Annotated in this window: 14 protein-coding genes; 10 read left to right on the top strand and 4 right to left on the bottom strand. The window is 54.6% G+C overall.

What is annotated here, in order from left to right; all coding sequences use genetic code 11:
- Positions 1 to 27: 27 nt before the first annotated feature.
- Positions 28 to 2,580, top strand: coding sequence for a peptidoglycan glycosyltransferase/peptidoglycan DD-transpeptidase MrcA (mrcA, locus tag ACLJRS_RS17880; RefSeq protein ID WP_000673820.1), 2,553 nt, complete (start codon positions 28 to 30; stop codon positions 2,578 to 2,580).
- Between the two features lie 95 nt (positions 2,581 to 2,675).
- Here mrcA and nudE read toward each other — a convergent pair whose 3' ends face one another.
- Positions 2,676 to 3,239, bottom strand: coding sequence for an ADP compounds hydrolase NudE (gene nudE, locus ACLJRS_RS17875; RefSeq protein WP_000045725.1), 564 nt, complete (start codon positions 3,237 to 3,239; stop codon positions 2,676 to 2,678).
- A 322-nt stretch (positions 3,240 to 3,561) separates the two neighbouring features.
- Here nudE and igaA point away from each other — a divergent pair, with 322 nt between their 5' ends.
- From igaA to hslO, 4 genes are all read left to right on the top strand, one after another.
- The gene (gene igaA / locus ACLJRS_RS17870) at positions 3,562 to 5,694 is read left to right on the top strand and encodes an intracellular growth attenuator protein IgaA (RefSeq protein WP_410957870.1); all 2,133 of its coding nucleotides are present in this window, start codon (positions 3,562 to 3,564) and stop codon (positions 5,692 to 5,694) included.
- A 64-nt stretch (positions 5,695 to 5,758) separates the two neighbouring features.
- A complete protein-coding gene (gene yrfG / locus ACLJRS_RS17865) occupies positions 5,759 to 6,427 on the top strand; it encodes a GMP/IMP nucleotidase (RefSeq protein ID WP_001520508.1) in 669 nt (222 codons plus the stop codon).
- Positions 6,428 to 6,437: 10 nt separating this feature from the next.
- Entirely contained in the window at positions 6,438 to 6,839 is a 402-nt protein-coding gene (gene hslR / locus ACLJRS_RS17860) for a ribosome-associated heat shock protein Hsp15 (protein ID WP_000660721.1), read from the top strand.
- Positions 6,840 to 6,863: 24 nt separating this feature from the next.
- Positions 6,864 to 7,742 carry an Hsp33 family molecular chaperone HslO gene (hslO, locus tag ACLJRS_RS17855; RefSeq protein WP_001135571.1) on the top strand — a complete coding sequence of 293 codons (879 nt, stop codon included), beginning with the start codon at positions 6,864 to 6,866 and terminating at the stop codon, positions 7,740 to 7,742.
- A 110-nt stretch (positions 7,743 to 7,852) separates the two neighbouring features.
- Here the strand turns inward: hslO and ACLJRS_RS17850 are convergent, their stop codons facing one another.
- Complete coding sequence (locus ACLJRS_RS17850) at positions 7,853 to 9,562, bottom strand: DUF4153 domain-containing protein (protein WP_000446468.1); 1,710 nt, start codon at positions 9,560 to 9,562, stop codon at positions 7,853 to 7,855.
- 379 nt (positions 9,563 to 9,941) lie between these two features.
- Between ACLJRS_RS17850 and pckA the strand changes: the two genes are divergently transcribed.
- The gene (pckA, locus tag ACLJRS_RS17845) at positions 9,942 to 11,561 is read left to right on the top strand and encodes a phosphoenolpyruvate carboxykinase (ATP) (protein ID WP_001265689.1); all 1,620 of its coding nucleotides are present in this window, start codon (positions 9,942 to 9,944) and stop codon (positions 11,559 to 11,561) included.
- A gap of 74 nt (positions 11,562 to 11,635) precedes the next feature.
- Here the strand turns inward: pckA and envZ are convergent, their stop codons facing one another.
- Positions 11,636 to 12,988 (bottom strand): two-component system sensor histidine kinase EnvZ, encoded by a 1,353-nt coding sequence (envZ, locus tag ACLJRS_RS17840; RefSeq protein ID WP_001253818.1) that lies wholly within the window; start codon positions 12,986 to 12,988, stop codon positions 11,636 to 11,638.
- The gene (ompR, locus tag ACLJRS_RS17835) at positions 12,985 to 13,704 is read right to left on the bottom strand and encodes a two-component system response regulator OmpR (RefSeq protein ID WP_001157751.1); all 720 of its coding nucleotides are present in this window, start codon (positions 13,702 to 13,704) and stop codon (positions 12,985 to 12,987) included. The genes envZ and ompR overlap by 4 nt, the downstream gene beginning before the upstream one ends.
- Positions 13,705 to 13,929: 225 nt before the next feature.
- Between ompR and greB the strand changes: the two genes are divergently transcribed.
- The 4 genes from greB (at position 13,930) to feoB (ending at position 19,833) form a co-directional block, all read left to right on the top strand.
- The gene (gene greB, locus ACLJRS_RS17830) at positions 13,930 to 14,403 is read left to right on the top strand and encodes a transcription elongation factor GreB (RefSeq protein ID WP_000856695.1); all 474 of its coding nucleotides are present in this window, start codon (positions 13,930 to 13,932) and stop codon (positions 14,401 to 14,403) included.
- A gap of 98 nt (positions 14,404 to 14,501) precedes the next feature.
- Positions 14,502 to 16,832 (top strand): Tex family protein, encoded by a 2,331-nt coding sequence (locus tag ACLJRS_RS17825; RefSeq protein ID WP_000980662.1) that lies wholly within the window; start codon positions 14,502 to 14,504, stop codon positions 16,830 to 16,832.
- Positions 16,833 to 17,268: 436 nt separating this feature from the next.
- On the top strand, positions 17,269 to 17,496 hold the full coding sequence (gene feoA / locus ACLJRS_RS17820; RefSeq protein WP_001160955.1) for a ferrous iron transporter A: 228 nt from the start codon (positions 17,269 to 17,271) through the stop codon (positions 17,494 to 17,496).
- Positions 17,497 to 17,514: 18 nt separating this feature from the next.
- On the top strand, positions 17,515 to 19,833 hold the full coding sequence (gene feoB / locus ACLJRS_RS17815) for a Fe(2+) transporter permease subunit FeoB (protein WP_000736985.1): 2,319 nt from the start codon (positions 17,515 to 17,517) through the stop codon (positions 19,831 to 19,833).
- Positions 19,834 to 19,835: the final 2 nt, after the last annotated feature.

Genomic DNA, 19,835 nt, shown 5'->3' with positions numbered 1-19,835 from the left:
CAAATGACACTAAATGGGAAATCTCCAGTGAAGTTCGTAAAGTATTTATTGATCCTTGCAGTATGTTGCATCCTGCTGGGAGCAGGCTCGATTTATGGCCTTTATCGCTATATTGAGCCACAGCTACCTGACGTCGCGACATTGAAAGATGTGCGTTTGCAAATTCCGATGCAGGTTTACAGCGCGGATGGCGAACTTATCGCGCAATATGGCGAAAAACGTCGTATTCCCGTTACGCTCGATCAAATTCCGCCGGAAATGATCAACGCCTTTATCGCCACCGAAGATAGCCGCTTTTATGAGCATCACGGCATTGACCCGGTAGGTATTTTCCGTGCGGCCAGCGTCGCGCTCTTCTCCGGTCACGCATCGCAGGGAGCAAGTACCATTACCCAGCAACTGGCGCGAAACTTCTTCCTTAGCCCCGAACGCACGCTGATGCGCAAGATCAAGGAAGCGTTTCTGGCGATTCGTATTGAGCAGTTGCTGAATAAAAATGAGATCCTCGAACTCTATCTGAACAAGATCTATCTCGGCTACCGCGCCTATGGCGTTGGCGCGGCGGCACAGGTCTACTTTGGTAAGACGGTCGACCAGCTTAGTCTAAGCGAAATGGCGGTCATCGCCGGGCTACCGAAAGCGCCTTCTACCTTTAACCCGCTCTACTCGATGGATCGGGCGGTGGCGCGCCGTAACGTAGTGCTCTCGCGAATGTTAAGCGAGGGATATATCACTCAGGCGCAGTACGATCAGGCCCGTAGCGAACCTATCGACGCAAATTATCACGCGCCGGAAATCGCCTTCTCCGCGCCTTATCTGTCGGAAATGGTGCGCCAGGAAATGTATAACCGTTATGGCGAAAGCGCCTACGAAGATGGTTATCGTATTTACACGACCATCACCCGCAAAGTGCAGCAGGCCGCGCAACAGGCGGTGCGTAATAACGTGCTGGACTATGACATGCGCCACGGTTATCGCGGCCCGGCGAATGTGCTATGGAAAGTGGGCGAAACGGCGTGGGACAGTAAAAAAATTACCGATACGTTGAAAGCGTTACCGACCTACGGACCGCTGCTTCCCGCCGTGGTCACCAGCGCTAATCCGCAAGAGGCGACCGCTGCGCTTGCCGACGGTACGTCCGTTTCGCTACATATGGAAGGAATGCGTTGGGCGCGGCCTTACCGCTCGGATACACAGCAGGGGCCGACGCCGCGTAAAGTTACCGATGTCGTCCAGACAGGTCAGCAAATCTGGGTTCGTCAGGTGGATAACGACTGGTGGCTGGCGCAGGTACCGGAAGTGAACTCCGCGCTGGTTTCGCTTAACCCGCAAACAGGCGCGGTAATGGCGCTGGTCGGCGGTTTCGATTTTAATCAGAGTAAATTTAACCGCGCGACGCAAGCTTTGCGTCAGGTGGGGTCGAACATCAAACCGTTCCTCTACACCGCCGCAATGGATAAAGGGCTGACGCTCGCCAGTATGCTCAACGATGTGCCGATTTCCCGCTGGGACGCCGGGGCAGGTTCAGACTGGCGTCCGAAAAACTCCCCGCCGCAGTACGCCGGACCGATTCGTTTACGCCAGGGGCTGGGGCAGTCGAAAAACGTGGTGATGGTACGCGCCATGCGCGCCATGGGCGTCGACTATGCGGCGGAGTATTTGCAACGCTTCGGCTTCCCGGCGCAGAATATCGTGCATACCGAATCGCTGGCGCTGGGCTCCGCCTCCTTCACGCCGATGCAGGTTGCGCGCGGTTATGCGGTGATGGCGAACGGCGGTTTCCTGATCGACCCGTATTTCATCAGCAAGATTGAGAACGATCAGGGCGGCGTGATCTTCGAAGCGAAACCGAAAATCGCCTGCCCGGAGTGCGATATCCCGGTCATTTACGGCAATACGCAGAAATCCGACGTGCTGGAAAACACCAATGTGGAAGAGGTCGCGGTTTCGCAAGAGCAGCAAAACAGCGCCGTACCGATGCCTGAGCTGGAACAGGCAAACCAGGCGCTGGTCGCGCAAAACGGCACGCAGGAGTACGCGCCGCATGTGATCAATACGCCGCTGGCGTTTCTGATTAAAAGCGCGCTGAACACCAATATCTTCGGTGAACCCGGCTGGATGGGTACCGGCTGGCGTGCGGCGCGTGACCTTAAACGTCGCGATATCGGCGGCAAAACCGGTACAACCAACAGCTCGAAAGACGCATGGTTCTCCGGCTATGGCCCTGGCGTCGTCACTTCCGTATGGATCGGCTTTGACGATCACCGCCGTGATTTAGGCCGCACTACCGCTTCCGGCGCGATCAAAGATCAAATCTCCGGCTATGAGGGCGGCGCGAAGAGCGCGCAACCTGCATGGGACGCCTATATGAAAGCCGTACTGGAAGGCGTGCCGGAACAGCCGCTAACGCCGCCGCCGGGCATCGTCACGGTGAATATCGACCGCAGTACCGGACAACTGGCGAGCGGCGGTAATAGCCGTGAAGAGTATTTCATCGAAGGCACGCAGCCGACACAACAGGCGGTACACGAGGTGGGAACTACCATTATTGATAATGGTGAAACACACGAACTGTTCTGATCAAAAAAGGCGCTCCGGCGCCTTTTTTATTGTGTTTAGCGGATGACGGCGAACGGGGAGACAAACTTTCCGTTGGCTTGATCAACGCCGCGCCATCAGGCAATTCGGCCCTGCGCTTTCAACCACTCGCGTACCAGAAACAGCGCGCTGACGTTGCGGGCCTCGTTAAAATCGGGGTCTTCCAGCAGATCCATTAAATGCGCCAGCGGCCAGCGAACCTGCGGCAATGGCTCAGGCTCGTCGCCTTCCAGCGACTCCGGATAGAGATCTTCCGCCACCACGATATTCATTTTGCTGGAAAAATAAGAGGGCGCCATGCTGAGTTTTTTTAAGAAGGTCAGGTTATGCGCGCCAAACCCGACCTCTTCTTTGAGCTCCCGGTTCGCCGCTTCAAAAACGGTCTCACCCGGGTCGATCAATCCTTTCGAGAAGCCCAGCTCATAGGATTCGGTTCCCACCGCATACTCACGAATAAGAATCAGATGCTCATCAACGATCGGCACAATCATTACCGCCTCACGGGTTGATGGTCGCATACGTTCATACACGCGACGCACGCCGTTGCTGAACTCCAGATCCACGCTTTCTACGTTAAACAGTCGGGATTGTGCGACGGTTTCCACTTTCAGAATGGTGGGTTTTTGTAATGATTTGCTCATTGTGAGAATCTTTGCAGTGTAATCTGTGGTCATTGTGCGACATACCGCACGGTTTCGGCAATGCGAATTGCCGTTTATTTACATTTATGTAACGTAATAAAAATTAATTCTTATTTCAAATTAAAAGTCAATAGGTTGAAATAACTCCAGGAATTTGCTGATATTCCGTTTTTGGTGGTATTGCTATGATTTGCCTTCACTGGGATGCGCTTTACAATGCTCAAGTTCAACTCCACGCTTGCCGATAGCCAACCACAGAAAAATGTTTATTGGACAGGGTGCGACTGACCACGCCTGACAGACTTAGTAAGATGGGGAAAGCATGAGCACCATTCTGATTTTTATAGCTGCTTTGCTGGCCTGCTCTCTACTGGCAATATGGCGGTTCCGGGTAAAGTCCAGACGAGGAAGCTTACCGTGGATCAGCGCCTTTCAGGACGCGCAAACGCGTAAACTGTTGCCCGAAGAGCGCAGCGCGGTAGAAAACTATCTCGATAACCTTAGCCAGATCCAGCAAGTTCCGGGGCCGACAGGCGCCAGTGCTGCGCCCATCTCACTGACGCTGAACGCGGAAAGCAACAGTGTCGTGATACTGACCCACTCCATCACCCGCTACGGCATTACCACTGACGATCCTAATAAATGGCGCTACTACCTCGACTCCGTCGAAGTCCATCTGCCGCCTTTCTGGGAACAGTACATCAATGATGAAAACAACGTTGAGCTGATCCTCACGGATACGCTGCCGCTGGTGATCTCTTTAAACGGCCATACGCTGCAAGAGTATATGCAGGAGTCGCGCGGCTACGCGCTACAGAATACCGCCTCTACGCAGGCGTCGATTCGCGGCGAAGAGAGCGAGCAGATTGAGCTGTTGAATATCCGTCAGGAGACCCACGAAGAATATGCGCTCAGCCGCCCGGCTGGCTTGCGCGAAGCGTTGTTAATCGTCGCCTCCTTTTTGTTATTCTTTTTCTGCCTGATAACGCCAGACGTTTTTGTACCGTGGATGATAGGCGGCGCGATCCTGCTGCTGGCAGCCGGACTTTGGGGGCTTTTTGCGCCGCCGTCGAAAAGCGCGCTGCGGGAAATTCACTGTCTGCGGGGAACGCCCCGCCGCTGGGGACTGTTTGGGGAGAATAATCAGGAGCAGATTAACAATATTTCGCTGGGCATCATCGACCTTATTTACCCTGCCCACTGGCAACCCTACATTACGCAGGATCTTGGGCAACAAACGGATATTGATATTTACCTTGATCGCCATGTCGCGCGCCAGGGCCGGTTTTTATCCCTGCATGATGAAGTGAAAAACTTCCCGTTGCAGCACTGGTTACGCAGCACTGTTATTGCTATCGGTTCGCTGCTGGTGTTGTTTATGCTGCTGTTCTGGATCCCGCTGGATATGCCAATCAAGTTCACGCTATCGTGGATGAAAGGCGCGCAAACCATTAAAGCGACAACGGTAAAACAGCTTGAAAAAGCTGGCGTGCGGGTGGGCGATACGCTGCACCTGAGCGGTAAAGGAATGTGTAATATTCATTCCGGCGCGACCTGGAGCGGCCAGTCTAACTCACCGTTTATGCCGTTCGATTGCTCGCAAATCATCTGGAATGACGCGCCTGCGCTACCGCTGCCGGAATCAGACCTGGTGAATAAAGCGATGGCGCTAAGCCAGGCGGTAAATCGTCAGCTCCATCCAAAACCCGAAGACGACTCGCGTGTAAGCGCATCTTTACGCTCCGCGATCCAAAAATCGGGCATGGTATTATTAGATGACTTTGGCGATATTGTTCTGAAAACCGCTGATTTGTGCGCGGCGGAAGACGAGTGCGTGCGCCTGAAAAATGCGCTGGTTAATCTCGGTAACAGTAAGGACTGGAACGCGCTGGTGAAACGCGCGAACGCCGGCAAACTGGACGGCGTCAACGTGCTGCTACGCCCCGTAAGCGCAGAGTCGCTGGAAAATCTGGTCACGACCTCAACGGCGCCGTTTATTTCTCGCGAGACCGCGCGTGCCGCCCAGTCGCTGAATAGCCCCGCTCCCGGCGGATTCCTGATCGCCAGCGATGAAGGCAGCGAACTGGTTGATCAGGCCTGGCCGTCAACGCCGCTGTATGACTATCCCGCGCAGGAACAGTGGAGCGCCTTCCAGCGTCTGGCGCAAACGCTCATGCAGACGCCATTTAGCGCCGAGGGCATTGTCACCAGCGTGTATACCGATGCCAACGGTACACAGCATATCAGCCTGCATCGTATCCCCGATAAATCCGGCTGGTGGCGTTACCTCGGTACCACGCTGCTGATGTTGGCAATGATAGTGAGCGCGGTCTACAACGGCATTCAGGCGTTCAGACGTTATCAACGCCACCGTACCCGTATGGCGGACATCCAGGAATACTATGAAAGCTGCCTCAATCCCAGGTTAACCGTCTCTCCGGAAAATCTCATCTGATAGCGCCGCCGTGCGACAGGGTATGCTACCCTGTCGCGCAAATTGCGTTACCCTGGAGTTCCCCATGCATATTGATATTGACTGGCAAAACGTGGATACCGTTTTGCTGGATATGGACGGCACGCTGCTCGATCTCGCGTTCGATAACTATTTCTGGCAAAAGCTGGTACCGGAAACCTACGGCGCGCAGCAGGGTATTTCGCCGCAGGACGCGCAGGAATATATTCGCCAGCAGTATCATGCCGTACAGCATACGCTAAACTGGTACTGTCTGGATTACTGGAGCGAGCGTCTGGGTCTGGATATTTGCGCCATGACGACGGCGCAAGGGCCGCGCGCCGTTTTGCGCGACGATACCGTACCGTTTCTGAATGCGTTAAAAGCCAGCGGAAAACGTCGGATTCTGCTCACCAATGCGCATCCACATAACCTGGCGGTGAAGCTGGAGCATACCGGTCTGGCCTCACACCTTGATTTATTACTTTCCACCCACACATTTGGTTATCCCAAAGAGGATCAGCGGTTATGGCGCGCTGTCACTGAGGAAACGGGAATAAGCGCAGAGAAAACGCTGTTTATCGATGACAGCGAACCGATTCTCGACGCCGCCGCCCGGTTTGGTATTCGCTACTGTCTTGGCGTGACGAATCCCGATTCCGGCCTGGCGGAAAAGCACTATACGCGCCATCCGTCCCTGAACGACTACCGCCGTCTGATCCCCTCGCTGATGTGAAGGAGACGCCATGAAAGAAAAGTCCTCCGTTGAGGTCAGACTGGATAAATGGCTGTGGGCCGCGCGTTTTTATAAAACCCGCGCGCTGGCCCGCGAGATGATTGAAGGCGGTAAGGTGCATTACAACGGCCAGCGCAGTAAGCCGAGCAAAATCGTCGAGCTGAACGCAACCCTTACCCTGCGTCAGGGAAATGACGAACGGACGGTGATCGTTAAAGCCATCACCGAACAGCGCCGTCCGGCCAGCGAAGCCGTCGCTCTGTATGAAGAGACGGCGGAAAGCGTGGAAAAACGCGAAAAAATGGCGCAGGCGCGCAAGCTTAACGCCCTGACCATGCCGCATCCGGACAGGCGACCGGACAAGAAAGAGCGCCGCGACCTGTTACGATTTAAACACGGCGACAGCGAATAACTGTCACCCGCAAGAGAGATGATTATGCCGCAACATGACCAATTACATCGTTATCTGTTTGAAAACTTTGCCGTTCGCGGCGAGCTGGTGACCGTTTCGGAAACCTTGCAACAGATCCTAGACAATCATACCTACCCGCAGCCGGTGAAAACCGTACTGGCCGAACTGCTGGTCGCCACTAGCCTGCTGACCGCAACGCTGAAGTTTGCCGGTGACATTACGGTACAGCTCCAGGGCGACGGGCCGTTAAGCCTGGCGGTGATCAATGGCAATAATCAGCAGCAGATGCGCGGCGTGGCTCGCGTTCAGGGCGATATCCCTGACAATGCGGATCTCAAAACGCTGGTTGGCAACGGCTATCTGGTGATCACCATTACGCCGGAAGAGGGTGAACGCTATCAGGGCGTGGTGGGTCTGGAAGGCGATACTCTGGCGGCGTGCCTGGAAGATTACTTCCTGCGCTCCGAGCAGTTGCCGACGCGCCTGTTTATCCGTACCGGCGATGTCGACGGTAAACCGGCGGCAGGTGGAATGTTGCTCCAGGTGATGCCGGCACAGAACGCGCAGGCGGAGGATTTCGACCATCTGGCCATGTTGACGGAAACCATTAAAAGCGAAGAGCTGCTGACGTTACCGGCAAATGACGTGCTGTGGCGTTTGTATCACGAAGAAGAAGTCACGCTCTACGATCCGCAAGATGTTGAATTCAAATGCACCTGTTCACGCGAACGTTGCGCGGGCGCGCTGAAAACATTGCCGGATGAAGAAGTGGACAGCATTCTGGCGGAAGAAGGTGAAATCGATATGCACTGCGATTACTGCGGCAATCATTACCTGTTCAATGCGATGGATATCGCGGAGATCCGTAACAACGCCTCTCCTGCCGATCCACAGGTTCATTAATCGCCTCGTAGTCGGCAACGTCATTGCCTGATGGCGCTGCGCTTATCTGGCCTACAGCATCCCGCTCCGTAGGCCGGATAAGGCATTTATGCCGCCATCCGGCAAAAAGCTTACTCGTTGTAGTAATCCACATCCAACCGCTGACCATCAACAATGATATCGCGCCAGGCTTTGGGGGCTGAGTCTAACTGATGCCCGGCAATCGCGTGCAACAGTTGCGTCTTAGAAAACCCGTCCGGCAATCGGGCGAACGCTTTCTGCGTCCATTTCCCCTCTTTTAAGCCGTAGACCTGGCTCTCGGCAACAATAAAGTTATACAGCACCTGCTCAGGCTGACCGTCGCCGTTAAGATCCTGACTCACCAGCACGCAGGCATCCGGTTCAAGGCAGGAATCGTCCGAATAGCTCTGCTCTTTGACAAACGCCCAAAATGCGGCATCCGGCTTCTGGCTACCGGGCGCAATCATCACCACCCGCGCTAAATCGTCCGCCGTCGGAGAGACCTTATTTCTCTGCAAAAACGTCATCAGTTCACGATTGCGCTTTCTGTTCTGCGTAAACGCCTCGTCATCCCGCAACGATTTCAGCGCTTCCTGGCCAGGTTTGCCGCTGTGATCCAGCATATACAGGCTGATCTGATCCGCAGTAATTTTACCACTATGGTAACGCGCCATATGGCTGTTGACGCTAATACGCCAGACATCAAGTACAGGCGAGGCCAGCAACAGCAATATCACCAGCGTCAACAAAGAGACGCTCAGTATCACCTTGCCTTGCCACTCACCAGGGTCGCGTCCGCGGCGTAACAGACCGATCAGATAACCGAAGGACCATACCAGCAAGACAGACACCGTCAGCGCGCCATACAGACGATCCGGCGTCCAGCCGTATTGCTGAATGCGTACCCATAACGCCCAGCCCGCCAGCAGCATATATATCGGGGCAACGCACAGCGAGGCGCTAATCAAACCGCGTAATACGCGCGGATAGGGTAATACGCGCTTTTGCGGTTCGTTGACAATCGCCACGAGGAGCAGCAGCATCAGCGTCAGCGTGGATAGCAGCCCCGCAGCGGAAACACGCGCAGAAATCGCCTCCAGTCCGGTAAAGGGTAACGTCACAATAAACAGCAATGCCAGCAGCGACACCACCGGCAGTAAACCCGTCGCGATCAGCGTCAGCAGCTTTTGCACCGCCGCCACAAGGCGCGACTGCGTGCGAGCGAGAATGACCGCCAGCGCCGTAATCAGGCCGATGGTCACATAAATAAAGGCTTCAGTTTCAAAGAAAAGGGTGCTGAAAAAGCGGATGCCCACCAGCCTGAATAGCGCGCTCCAGAGCAGAAGCACCAGCCAGAACAGTCCGTTGGCGACCAGGACGATAAACAATGTCAGTACGTTATGCCATAACCGCAGATAAAACTGGGGATAACGCGCCGAACCGGTTTGCGAATGTAACTGATATTGCATCCAGGGTAAGACCAGCATCGCCATCAACACAAGCCGGAGACCATACAGCCAGAGGAGCTCGGCCAGGCGCCATTTCTCCACCGTCTCAACCTGCCATTTCAGCCAGCCGCTCATTGCCAGCACGACCACAAAGGTCAGCCCCAGCCAGCCCCACAGCGCGCGCTGTTTAAAAGAAACCACGGTAAGCACTAGCATTGACGACAACGCTATCGTCGCAGGCATACCATAGAACAGCCAGTCGCTATTTTGTGGTACCAGCCAGGCCATCAGCAGGTAGCACAAGACGCCCTGCAGCAAACCGGTGAGCAACATACCCCAGCGAGTAGTACGTGAAAGCGCTACACTTTCCATGTCGTTATCCAGAATGATGAGAAAGCCGCATTATTGCACCATCTGTTCACCGCCAGGCGTCGTCATGCATAATTCAGAAAAAAACGCAGAGAGGTGAATCGATATTGTTCATGTTGGTGTTACGTAACTTTCTTACATGAATGCGATTACAGTCACATTATGTCGGTCAAAAACACTTCCTTTTAACGTTTTCAGAACATTTTCCACAACAAAAGTAGGTTTCCTGCCATAATAACCGCCGCTGCGTGACAGGAGTCACAGTGTTTTTCGTCAATCGTGATTTTGTCCAGATACGTAAATCTATGAGCCTTGTCGCGGTTAACCAACCTCAAAAAACCTTACTATTTTCGGTAATATATATTGGCTAAGGAGCAGTGATATGCGCGTTAACAATTTAACCCCGCAAGATCTCAAGGCTTATGGTATCAACGACGTCCAGGATATCGTTTACAATCCCAGCTACGACACCCTTTATCAGGAAGAACTTAATCCTGGTCTGGAAGGCTATGAGCGTGGCGTGTTAACTAACCTGGGCGCTGTTGCCGTTGATACCGGTATTTTTACCGGTCGTTCGCCTAAGGATAAGTATATTGTTCGCGACGACACCACGCGTGATACGCTGTGGTGGTCCGATAAGGGTAAAGGTAAAAACGATAATAAGCCGCTTTCCCAGGAAACCTGGCAACACCTGAAAGGTCTGGTGACGCATCAGCTTTCCGGTAAACGCTTATTCATTGTTGATGCGTTCTGCGGCGCAAATGCCGATACGCGTCTTTCCGTGCGCTTTATTACGGAAGTCGCCTGGCAGGCCCACTTCGTTAAAAATATGTTCATTCGCCCAACGGACGAAGAGCTGGTAGGCTTCAAACCTGACTTTATTGTCATGAACGGCGCGAAGTGCACCAACCCGCAGTGGAAAGAGCAAGGGCTGAACTCGGAAAACTTCGTGGCGTTCAACCTGACTGAACGTATTCAGCTTATTGGCGGCACCTGGTACGGCGGCGAAATGAAAAAAGGGATGTTCTCGGTAATGAACTACCTGCTGCCGCTCAAAGGTATCGCCTCAATGCACTGTTCCGCCAACGTGGGTGAAAAAGGCGATGTCGCGGTCTTCTTCGGCCTTTCCGGTACCGGAAAAACCACTCTCTCCACCGACCCGAAACGTCGTCTGATTGGCGATGATGAGCACGGTTGGGATGACGACGGCGTGTTCAATTTTGAAGGCGGCTGCTACGCCAAAACCATCAAACTGTCGAAAGAAGCGGAGCCAGAAATTTATCATGCGATTCGCCGTGATGCGCTGCTGGAAAACGTCACCGTGCGCGAAGACGGCACCGTTGATTTCGACGATGGTTCCAAAACCGAAAACACCCGCGTCTCTTACCCGATCTATCATATCGATAACATCGTTAAGCCTGTGTCCAAAGCAGGTCACGCCACCAAGGTTATCTTCCTGACGGCGGACGCCTTCGGCGTGTTGCCACCGGTTTCCCGTTTAACCGCTAACCAGACGCAGTACCACTTCCTGTCAGGTTTCACCGCTAAACTGGCCGGCACCGAACGCGGCGTCACCGAACCGACCCCCACCTTCTCCGCCTGCTTCGGCGCCGCGTTCCTGACGCTGCACCCGACGCAGTATGCTGAAGTGCTGGTGAAACGTATGCAAGCAGCGGGCGCGCAGGCTTATCTGGTTAACACCGGCTGGAATGGCACCGGCAAACGTATCTCCATCAAAGATACGCGCGCAATTATCGACGCCATTCTGAACGGTTCTCTTGATAACGCGGAAACCTTCCGTCTGCCGCTGTTCGATCTGGCGATCCCGACTGAACTGCCAGGCGTGGATACCCACATTCTCGACCCGCGTAACACCTACGCGTCGCCGGAACAATGGCAGGAAAAAGCCACCGCGCTGGCGAAACTGTTCATTGAGAACTTCGAGAAGTATACGGATACCCCGGCAGGCGAAGCGCTGGTTAGCGCCGGACCGAAGCTGTAAGGAACAGGCCGGATGGCGGCTTTGAACGGCGTCATCCGGCGTTGAGAAGAAAGGGAGGGTAATACCTCCCTTTCTTATGCCTCTTTTGTCGTCCCCTGGACGCGAGCCACAGGAACCGGTAGCCAGGCGCGAATTGACAATCCGCCACGCTCGCTGGTGCCAATCTCCAGCATCCCGTTATGGTTATCGATAATGCGCTGCACAATCGCCAGCCCCAGCCCTGTGCCGCTGGTGCTACGGGCGCTGTCGCCACGCACAAAAGGCTGGAACAGATGTTTACGCTGCTCCGGCTTAATGCCCGGCCCGTCATCTTCTACCTGAAACCAGGCGCGATGCGACTCGGTGCCGCTGCTGACCTTAATCCAGCCGTTGCCATAGCGGGCAGCATTGACCACCATATTCGCCACCGCGCGCTTAATCGAGAGCGGGTGCATTTTCACCTGGATGCTGCCTGCCTGAAGCGCAGTGTTAATCTCACGCTCATAGCCGCTTTCCGCCGCAATCACCTCGCCCAGCACGGAATTGAGATCCGCCATCTCCATTGGCATTTCCTGACCGGTACGCAGATAGTCAATAAACTGTTCGATAATGGCGTTACACTCTTCGATGTCTTTATTGATCGACTCCGCGAGATAACCGTCTTCCTCGCCCATCATCTCCGTCGCCAGACGAATACGGGTCAACGGCGTGCGCAAGTCGTGGCTGACGCCCGCCATCAATAGCGTACGGTCATCGGCCAATTGCTTCACGCCGGCTGCCATATGGTTAAACGCCCGGGTCACAGAGCGCACCTCAGAGGCGCCATATTCACGCAGCGGCGGCGGAATAATTCCCTTCCCTACCTGCAAAGCGGCATGTTCAAGATCCACTAACGGTCGATTCTGTATACGAATAAACAGCCACGCGCCGCCTATCGCCAGGAGCATGATCGCCAGCGTGTAACGGAAAAGCGGAGAAAAATCGCCCTGATGAATTTCAGTCAGCGGCACGCGCACCCAGATATTGGGCGACAGCCAGGTTTTGAGCCACACGACGGGCGAGCTTTTGTTGACCTCAACGCGCACTTCCGTCGGGCCGCCTAATTGCTGCGCCATCTGGTGGCTTAAGAATTCGTAGTGTTGCGCCCAACGCAGCCCGGCCTCTTCAGCGGCTTCGTTGGTGTAGAGAGAGATCCCCAGCTCGCGATAGATTTCCCGACGAAACGCAGGCGGCACGACTAACTGCGTGCCGTCCTCCAGTTGCAGCTTATCGGTCATCAGCATACGGACTTCGTAAGCCAGAACCTTATTAAACTGCTGGAGGCTCGGCAAAATCGCGAAGTTCAGCACCACCAGGTAGGTCGTCACCAGGCTGACGAACAGCAAGGTGACGATGAGCAACAGCGTGCGGGCAAATGAACTTCGCGGCGAGAAGCGCATTCGCCTCATGCTTTAGAACCGTCCGGTACGAAGACGTAGCCCAGGCCCCATACGGTCTGAATATAACGCGGATGCGCCGGATCTTCTTCCACCATACGGCGCAGGCGGGAGATCTGGACGTCGATGGAGCGTTCCATCGCGGAATACTCGCGACCACGGGCCAGATTCATCAGCTTATCGCGAGAGAGCGGCTCGCGCGGATGGCTGACTAACGCTTTCAGTACCGCAAACTCCCCGCTGGTCAGCGGCATCGGTTCATCTTCACGGAACATCTCGCGCGTACCGAGGTTCAGTTTAAACTTACCGAACGCGATAACGGCCTCTTCCTGCGACGGCGCGCCGGGCAGTTCGTTTGCCTGACGACGCAACACGGCGCGAATACGCGCCAACAGCTCGCGCGGGTTAAACGGTTTAGGAATGTAGTCATCGGCACCGATTTCCAGCCCGACGATACGGTCAACCTCTTCACCCTTCGCCGTGACCATAATGATCGGCATTGGATTACTTTGACTACGCAGGCGACGACAAATCGACAGACCATCTTCACCTGGCAGCATTAAATCCAGTACCATGAGATGGAAAGATTCACGGGTCAGCAGACGATCCATCTGCTCGGCGTTAGCGACGCTTCGAACCTGGAAGCCCTGCTCGGTCAGATAACGTTCCAGTAGCGCCCGCAGACGCATATCGTCATCAACCACCAGAATCTTATAATTCTCTTGCATTGTCTGTACTCCCAAAGGTTCGCAACAAATGTAAGTGTGTATTCTTAAAAAAGCTCACGTGAGTCACCAGCAAATTCTGGTATGAATTTCAGGCTAAATTGTTACAAAGCATATTTAACAGCAGCTTAAATATACAATTAATCGGCAACCCCATTATTTATTCTGTCGGGACGATCACGTTATACCCCGTGTGCGCAATATCGACAGCAAAGGTAAATCAACGAGATGAAAACGCCCCTGATCACCCGCGAAGGGTACGAAACACTCAAACAAGAGCTCAATTATCTCTGGCGTGAAGAGCGCCCGGAGGTCACCAAAAAAGTGACCTGGGCTGCGAGTCTGGGCGACCGCAGCGAGAATGCCGACTATCAGTATAATAAAAAGCGCCTGCGTGAGATCGACAGACGCGTCAGATATCTGACCAAATGCATGGAAAATCTCAAAATCGTGGATTATTCCCCGCAGCAGGAGGGCAAAGTCTTCTTCGGCGCCTGGGTGGAAATTGAAAATGATGACGGCGATACGCTGAAGTTCCGCATTGTCGGCTACGATGAAATTTTCGGACGTAAGGATTACATCTCTATCGACTCGCCGATGGCGCGGGCGCTACTGAAAAAAGAAGTGGGCGATCTGGCGGTGGTCAACACCCCTGTCGGCGAAGCAAACTGGTACGTCAATGCGATCGAATACGTCAAATAAGACAAGAAGAATCCTAAGCCCCCGCTGATGGCTGGCATTTTTGCCAGCCAATCCGTATAACTATCCCCTGATTTTTATCCTGAAGACGAAGCTAACCCATGATGAATGATTCTTTCTGCCGCATTATTGCGGGTGAAATCCAGGCAAATGCCGGGCAGGTTGAAGCTGCCGTTCGCCTGCTTGACGAAGGGAACACCGTGCCGTTTATCGCACGTTATCGTAAAGAAATCACCGGCGGTCTGGATGACACGCAGTTGCGTAACCTGGAAACGCGTCTGGGCTATCTGCGTGAGCTGGAAGACAGGCGTCAGGCCATCCTCAAGTCCATTTCCGAACAAGGCAAACTGACCGATGAGCTGGCTGGCGCCATCAACGCTACGTTAAGTAAGACCGAGCTCGAAGACCTCTACCTGCCCTATAAACCTAAACGCCGCACCCGTGGACAAATCGCCATTGAAGCCGGCCTTGAGCCACTGGCCGATCTGCTCTGGAACGAGCCGTCCCACGATCCTGACGTGGAAGCGGCAAAGTACATTGATGGCGACAAAGGCGTGGCGGACACGAAGGCCGCGCTCGACGGCGCACGCTACATTCTGATGGAGCGCTTTGCCGAAGACGCCGCATTGCTGGCGAAAGTGCGTGATTACCTGTGGAAGAACGCCCATCTGGTCGCCACCGTCGTGAGCGGCAAAGAGGAAGAAGGGGCAAAATTCCGCGACTATTTCGACCATCATGAGCCCATTGCTAACGTCCCGTCTCACCGTGCGCTGGCCATGTTCCGTGGTCGTAACGAAGGCATTCTGCAACTTTCGCTCAATGCCGACCCACAGTTTGATGAGCCGCCAAAAGAAAGCTACTGCGAGCAAATCATCATGGACCATCTCGGCCTGCGGCTAAATAACGCCCCGGCGGATAGCTGGCGCAAAGGCGTAGTGAGCTGGACGTGGCGTATCAAAGTCTTAATGCACCTCGAAACCGAACTGATGGGCACCGTGCGCGAACGTGCGGAAGACGAAGCGATTAACGTGTTTGCGCGTAACCTGCACGACCTGCTGATGGCAGCCCCCGCAGGCCTGCGCGCCACGATGGGCCTTGATCCTGGCCTGCGTACCGGCGTAAAAGTCGCTGTCGTTGACGGCACCGGCAAGCTGGTGGCGACGGATACCATTTATCCGCATACCGGTCAGGCGGCCAAAGCGGCTACCGTGATCGCCGCGCTGTGCGAAAAATACCACGTCGAACTGGTCGCGATTGGCAACGGTACGGCCTCGCGTGAAACCGAACGCTTCTATCTCGACGTACAGAAACAGTTCCCGAACGTGACGGCGCAGAAAGTGATCGTCAGCGAAGCGGGGGCGTCCGTGTATTCCGCTTCTGAGCTGGCGGCGCAGGAGTTTCCGGATCTCGACGTCTCCCTGCGCGGCGCAGTCTCTATCGCCCGTCGTCTGCAGGATCCGCTGGCGGAACTGGTGAAAATCGATCCGAAATCGATCGGCGTCGGCCAATATCAACACGATGTCAGCCAGACGCAGCTGGCGCGTAAGCTGGATGCGGTGGTCGAAGACTGCGTAAACGCCGTCGGCGTCGATTTGAATACCGCCTCCGTGCCGCTGCTGACCCGCGTCGCGGGCTTAACGCGCATGATGGCGCAAAACATCGTCGCCTGGCGCGATGAGAACGGTCAGTTCCAGAATCGCCAGCAACTGTTGAAGGTGAGCCGTCTGGGGCCGAAAGCGTTTGAGCAGTGCGCGGGCTTCCTGCGTATTAACCACGGCGATAACCCGCTGGATGCCTCCACCGTCCACCCGGAAGCCTATCCGGTTGTCGAACGCATTCTGGCGGCGACGCAGCAAGCGCTAAAAGATCTGATGGGCAACAGCAACGAATTGCGTCACCTCAAGGCCGCTGATTTTACCGACGATAAATTCGGCGTGCCGACCGTGAGCGATATCATCAAAGAGCTGGAAAAACCGGGCCGCGACCCGCGTCCTGAATTTAAAACCGCGCAATTCGCCGATGGCGTCGAAACCATGAACGACCTGCTGCCGGGGATGATTCTGGAAGGGGCGGTCACTAACGTCACCAATTTCGGCGCATTTGTCGATATCGGCGTTCATCAGGATGGCCTGGTCCACATCTCTTCCCTGTCGACTAAGTTCGTCGACGATCCACACACCGTGGTAAAAGCGGGCGACATCGTGAAGGTGAAAGTGCTGGAAGTGGATCTGCAACGTAAGCGTATTGCGCTGACGATGCGTCTGGACGAACAGCCCGGCGAAACCGCCGCTCGCCGCGGCGGCGGCGCCGATCGCGCTCAGGGCAACCGCCCGGCATCAAAAGCGGCGAAACCGCGCGGTCGTGACGCCCAGCCAGCCGGTAACAGCGCCATGATGGACGCGCTGGCAGCCGCAATGGGAAAAAAACGCTAATCGGGTAATACGCAGGCCGGGTTACTTCTTATCCGGCCTGCGATTTTGCAATACGTCCAACCCTTTCTTTTTTAATTAACAATTAAATCTTACCCATTAGAATCTGTTAATTAATTTTCTTCTGCTATCTGCACTATTAATTATCACTTTATTAACAGATGAAACCTTAATTAAACATTAAAAACGGTGGATATTTGCACATTAGGGGTATTTGCAAAAAGACAAATAAATGTTGAGCCATATCAACATCGGCGCAAATTATCGCTTATTTGTACATTCCGTCACATTTTAATCGTTGAAGATAGAAACCATTCTCATTATCATTGTGTTGTTGATTATTTACTCTTTCCTTCGTTGGCTAAACATCGGGTCTCCTGCCGCCCCCCTGAGCGCCGCATGAGGTATACATCCAGTTAGTAAGAAACAAGTAGGTCGTATGCAATTCACTCCTGACACTGCGTGGAAAATCACCGGCTTTGCGCGTGAAATCAGCCCGGCGTATCGTCAAAAACTGCTTTCGCTCGGCATGTTGCCCGGCTCTTCATTTAATGTTGTCCGCGTCGCGCCCTTAGGCGATCCGATCCATATCGAAACACGACGCGTGAGTCTGGTTTTACGTAAAAAGGATTTGGCGTTAATAGAAGTGGAAGCGGTTTCCTGTTAATACAGTGAGTCTATAAAAATGAAAAAATTAACCATTGGTTTAATTGGTAATCCTAATTCCGGCAAGACCACCTTATTTAACCAACTCACCGGCGCGCGTCAGCGCGTGGGGAACTGGGCGGGCGTCACCGTCGAGCGTAAAGAGGGCCAGTTCGCGACAACTGACCACCAGGTCACGCTGGTAGATTTACCCGGCACCTATTCTCTGACGACCATCTCGTCACAAACCTCTCTCGACGAACAGATCGCCTGCCACTACATCCTGAGCGGCGACGCCGATCTGTTGATAAACGTTGTGGACGCCTCCAATCTGGAGCGCAACCTCTATTTGACGCTGCAACTGCTGGAGCTGGGTATCCCCTGTATTGTCGCGCTCAACATGCTGGATATCGCCGAAAAACAGCAGGTTCGTATTGATGTCGACGCTCTGTCCACGCGTCTGGGTTGCCCTGTCGTACCGCTGGTATCGACTCGCGGTCGCGGTATCGAGGCGCTGAAACTGGCCATTGACCGTCACAACGCTAATGACAACGTCGAACTGGTGCATTATGCCCAGCCGCTGCTGCGCGAAGCAGGTTTCCTAGCCGACGCGATGGCCCAGGAGATGCCTTTACAACAGCGCCGCTGGCTGGGTCTGCAAATGCTGGAGGGCGATATCTACAGCCGGGCTTACGCAGGCGAGGCGGCGCAAAACCTGGACACCTCCCTGGCCCGTCTGAAGGACGAAATGGACGACCCGGCGCTGCATATCGCCGACGCCCGTTACCAGTGTATCGCCGCTATTTGCGACGTGGTCAGCAATACCCTGACAGCCGAACCCAGCCGCTTCACCAGGGCGGTCGATAAAATTATCCTGAACCGCTTCCTCGGCTTACCGATTTTTTTGTTCGTGATGTACCTGATGTTCCTGCTCGCCATTAACATCGGCGGCGCGTTGCAACCTCTGTTTGATGCCGGTTCCGTCGCCATCTTTATTCATGGCATTCAATGGATTGGCTACACGCTGCACTTCCCGGATTGGTTAACCATCTTCCTGGCGCAAGGTCTTGGCGGCGGGATCAATACCGTCCTGCCGCTGGTGCCGCAAATCGGGATGATGTACCTGTTCCTCTCCTTCCTTGAAGACTCCGGTTATATGGCGCGCGCGGCCTTCGTCATGGATCGCCTGATGCAGGCGCTGGGACTACCGGGTAAATCCTTCGTGCCGCTGATTGTCGGCTTCGGCTGTAACGTACCTTCCGTGATGGGCGCCCGCACGCTTGACGCTCCGCGCGAACGCCTGATGACCATCATGATGGCGCCGTTTATGTCCTGTGGCGCGCGCCTGGCGATTTTCGCCGTCTTTGCCGCCGCCTTCTTCGGGCAAAACGGCGCGCTGGCGGTCTTCTCGCTATACGTGCTGGGTATTGTCATGGCGGTATTAACCGGCCTGATGCTGAAACATACCATTATGCGCGGCGAAGCCTCTCCGTTTGTGATGGAGCTGCCGGTTTACCACGTACCGCATATCAAGAGCCTGATCATCCAGACCTGGCAACGCCTGAAAGGTTTTGTACTACGCGCCGGTAAAGTCATTATCATCGTGAGTATTTTCCTGAGCGCGTTTAACAGTTTCTCGCTGAGCGGCAAAATCGTCGATAACATTAATGACTCCGCCCTCGCCTCTGTAAGCCGGGTCATCACACCAGTCTTTAAACCGATCGGCGTCCATGAGGATAACTGGCAAGCGACCGTGGGTCTGTTTACAGGCGCCATGGCGAAAGAAGTTGTCGTCGGTACGCTGAACACGCTCTACACCGCCGAAAATATTCAGGACGAAGCGTTTAATCCTGCCGACGTCCACCTCGGCGATGAACTGCTGGGCGCGGTTGACGATACCTGGCAAAGCCTGAAAGACACCTTTAGCCTGAGCGTACTGGCTAACCCGATCGAAGCGAGTAAAGGTGACGGCGAAATGGCGACCGGCGCGATGGGCGTGATGGATCAAAAATTCGGCAGCGCCGCGGCGGCGTACAGTTACCTGATTTTCGTCCTGCTTTACGTACCGTGTATCTCGGTAATGGGCGCTATCGCCCGCGAGTCCAGCCGCGGCTGGATGGGCTTCTCCATCCTGTGGGGGCTGAATATCGCCTATTCGCTCGCCACGCTGTTCTACCAGGTTACCAGCTTCAGTCAGCACCCGACGTACAGCCTGATCTGTATTCTGGCAGTGATCGTCTTTAACGTTGTGGTGTTAAGCCTGTTGCGCCGCGCCCGCAGCCGTGTAGACATTGAACTGCTGGCAACCCGCAAAAACGTCAGTTCCTGTTGTTCGGGCACTGCGGGCAATTGTCACTAAGG

The sequence above is a fragment of the Salmonella sp. SAL00670 genome (genome assembly GCF_046552235.1).
Lineage (GTDB): Bacteria > Pseudomonadota > Gammaproteobacteria > Enterobacterales > Enterobacteriaceae > Salmonella > Salmonella enterica.
The sequence above is the reverse complement of the archived record's forward strand: the minus strand, read 5'-3'. Positions and strand labels throughout refer to the sequence as shown.

Coding starts and splice junctions, on each gene's coding strand:
- nudE (WP_000045725.1), bottom strand. CDS start 3,239: ATGAGCAAATCATTACAAAAACCCACCATTCTGAAAGTGGAAACCGTC.
- igaA (WP_410957870.1), top strand. CDS start 3,562: ATGAGCACCATTCTGATTTTTATAGCTGCTTTGCTGGCCTGCTCTCTA.
- yrfG (WP_001520508.1), top strand. CDS start 5,759: ATGCATATTGATATTGACTGGCAAAACGTGGATACCGTTTTGCTGGAT.
- hslR (WP_000660721.1), top strand. CDS start 6,438: ATGAAAGAAAAGTCCTCCGTTGAGGTCAGACTGGATAAATGGCTGTGG.
- hslO (WP_001135571.1), top strand. CDS start 6,864: ATGCCGCAACATGACCAATTACATCGTTATCTGTTTGAAAACTTTGCC.
- ACLJRS_RS17850 (WP_000446468.1), bottom strand. CDS start 9,562: ATGGAAAGTGTAGCGCTTTCACGTACTACTCGCTGGGGTATGTTGCTC.
- pckA (WP_001265689.1), top strand. CDS start 9,942: ATGCGCGTTAACAATTTAACCCCGCAAGATCTCAAGGCTTATGGTATC.
- envZ (WP_001253818.1), bottom strand. CDS start 12,988: ATGAGGCGAATGCGCTTCTCGCCGCGAAGTTCATTTGCCCGCACGCTG.
- ompR (WP_001157751.1), bottom strand. CDS start 13,704: ATGCAAGAGAATTATAAGATTCTGGTGGTTGATGACGATATGCGTCTG.
- greB (WP_000856695.1), top strand. CDS start 13,930: ATGAAAACGCCCCTGATCACCCGCGAAGGGTACGAAACACTCAAACAA.
- ACLJRS_RS17825 (WP_000980662.1), top strand. CDS start 14,502: ATGATGAATGATTCTTTCTGCCGCATTATTGCGGGTGAAATCCAGGCA.
- feoA (WP_001160955.1), top strand. CDS start 17,269: ATGCAATTCACTCCTGACACTGCGTGGAAAATCACCGGCTTTGCGCGT.
- feoB (WP_000736985.1), top strand. CDS start 17,515: ATGAAAAAATTAACCATTGGTTTAATTGGTAATCCTAATTCCGGCAAG.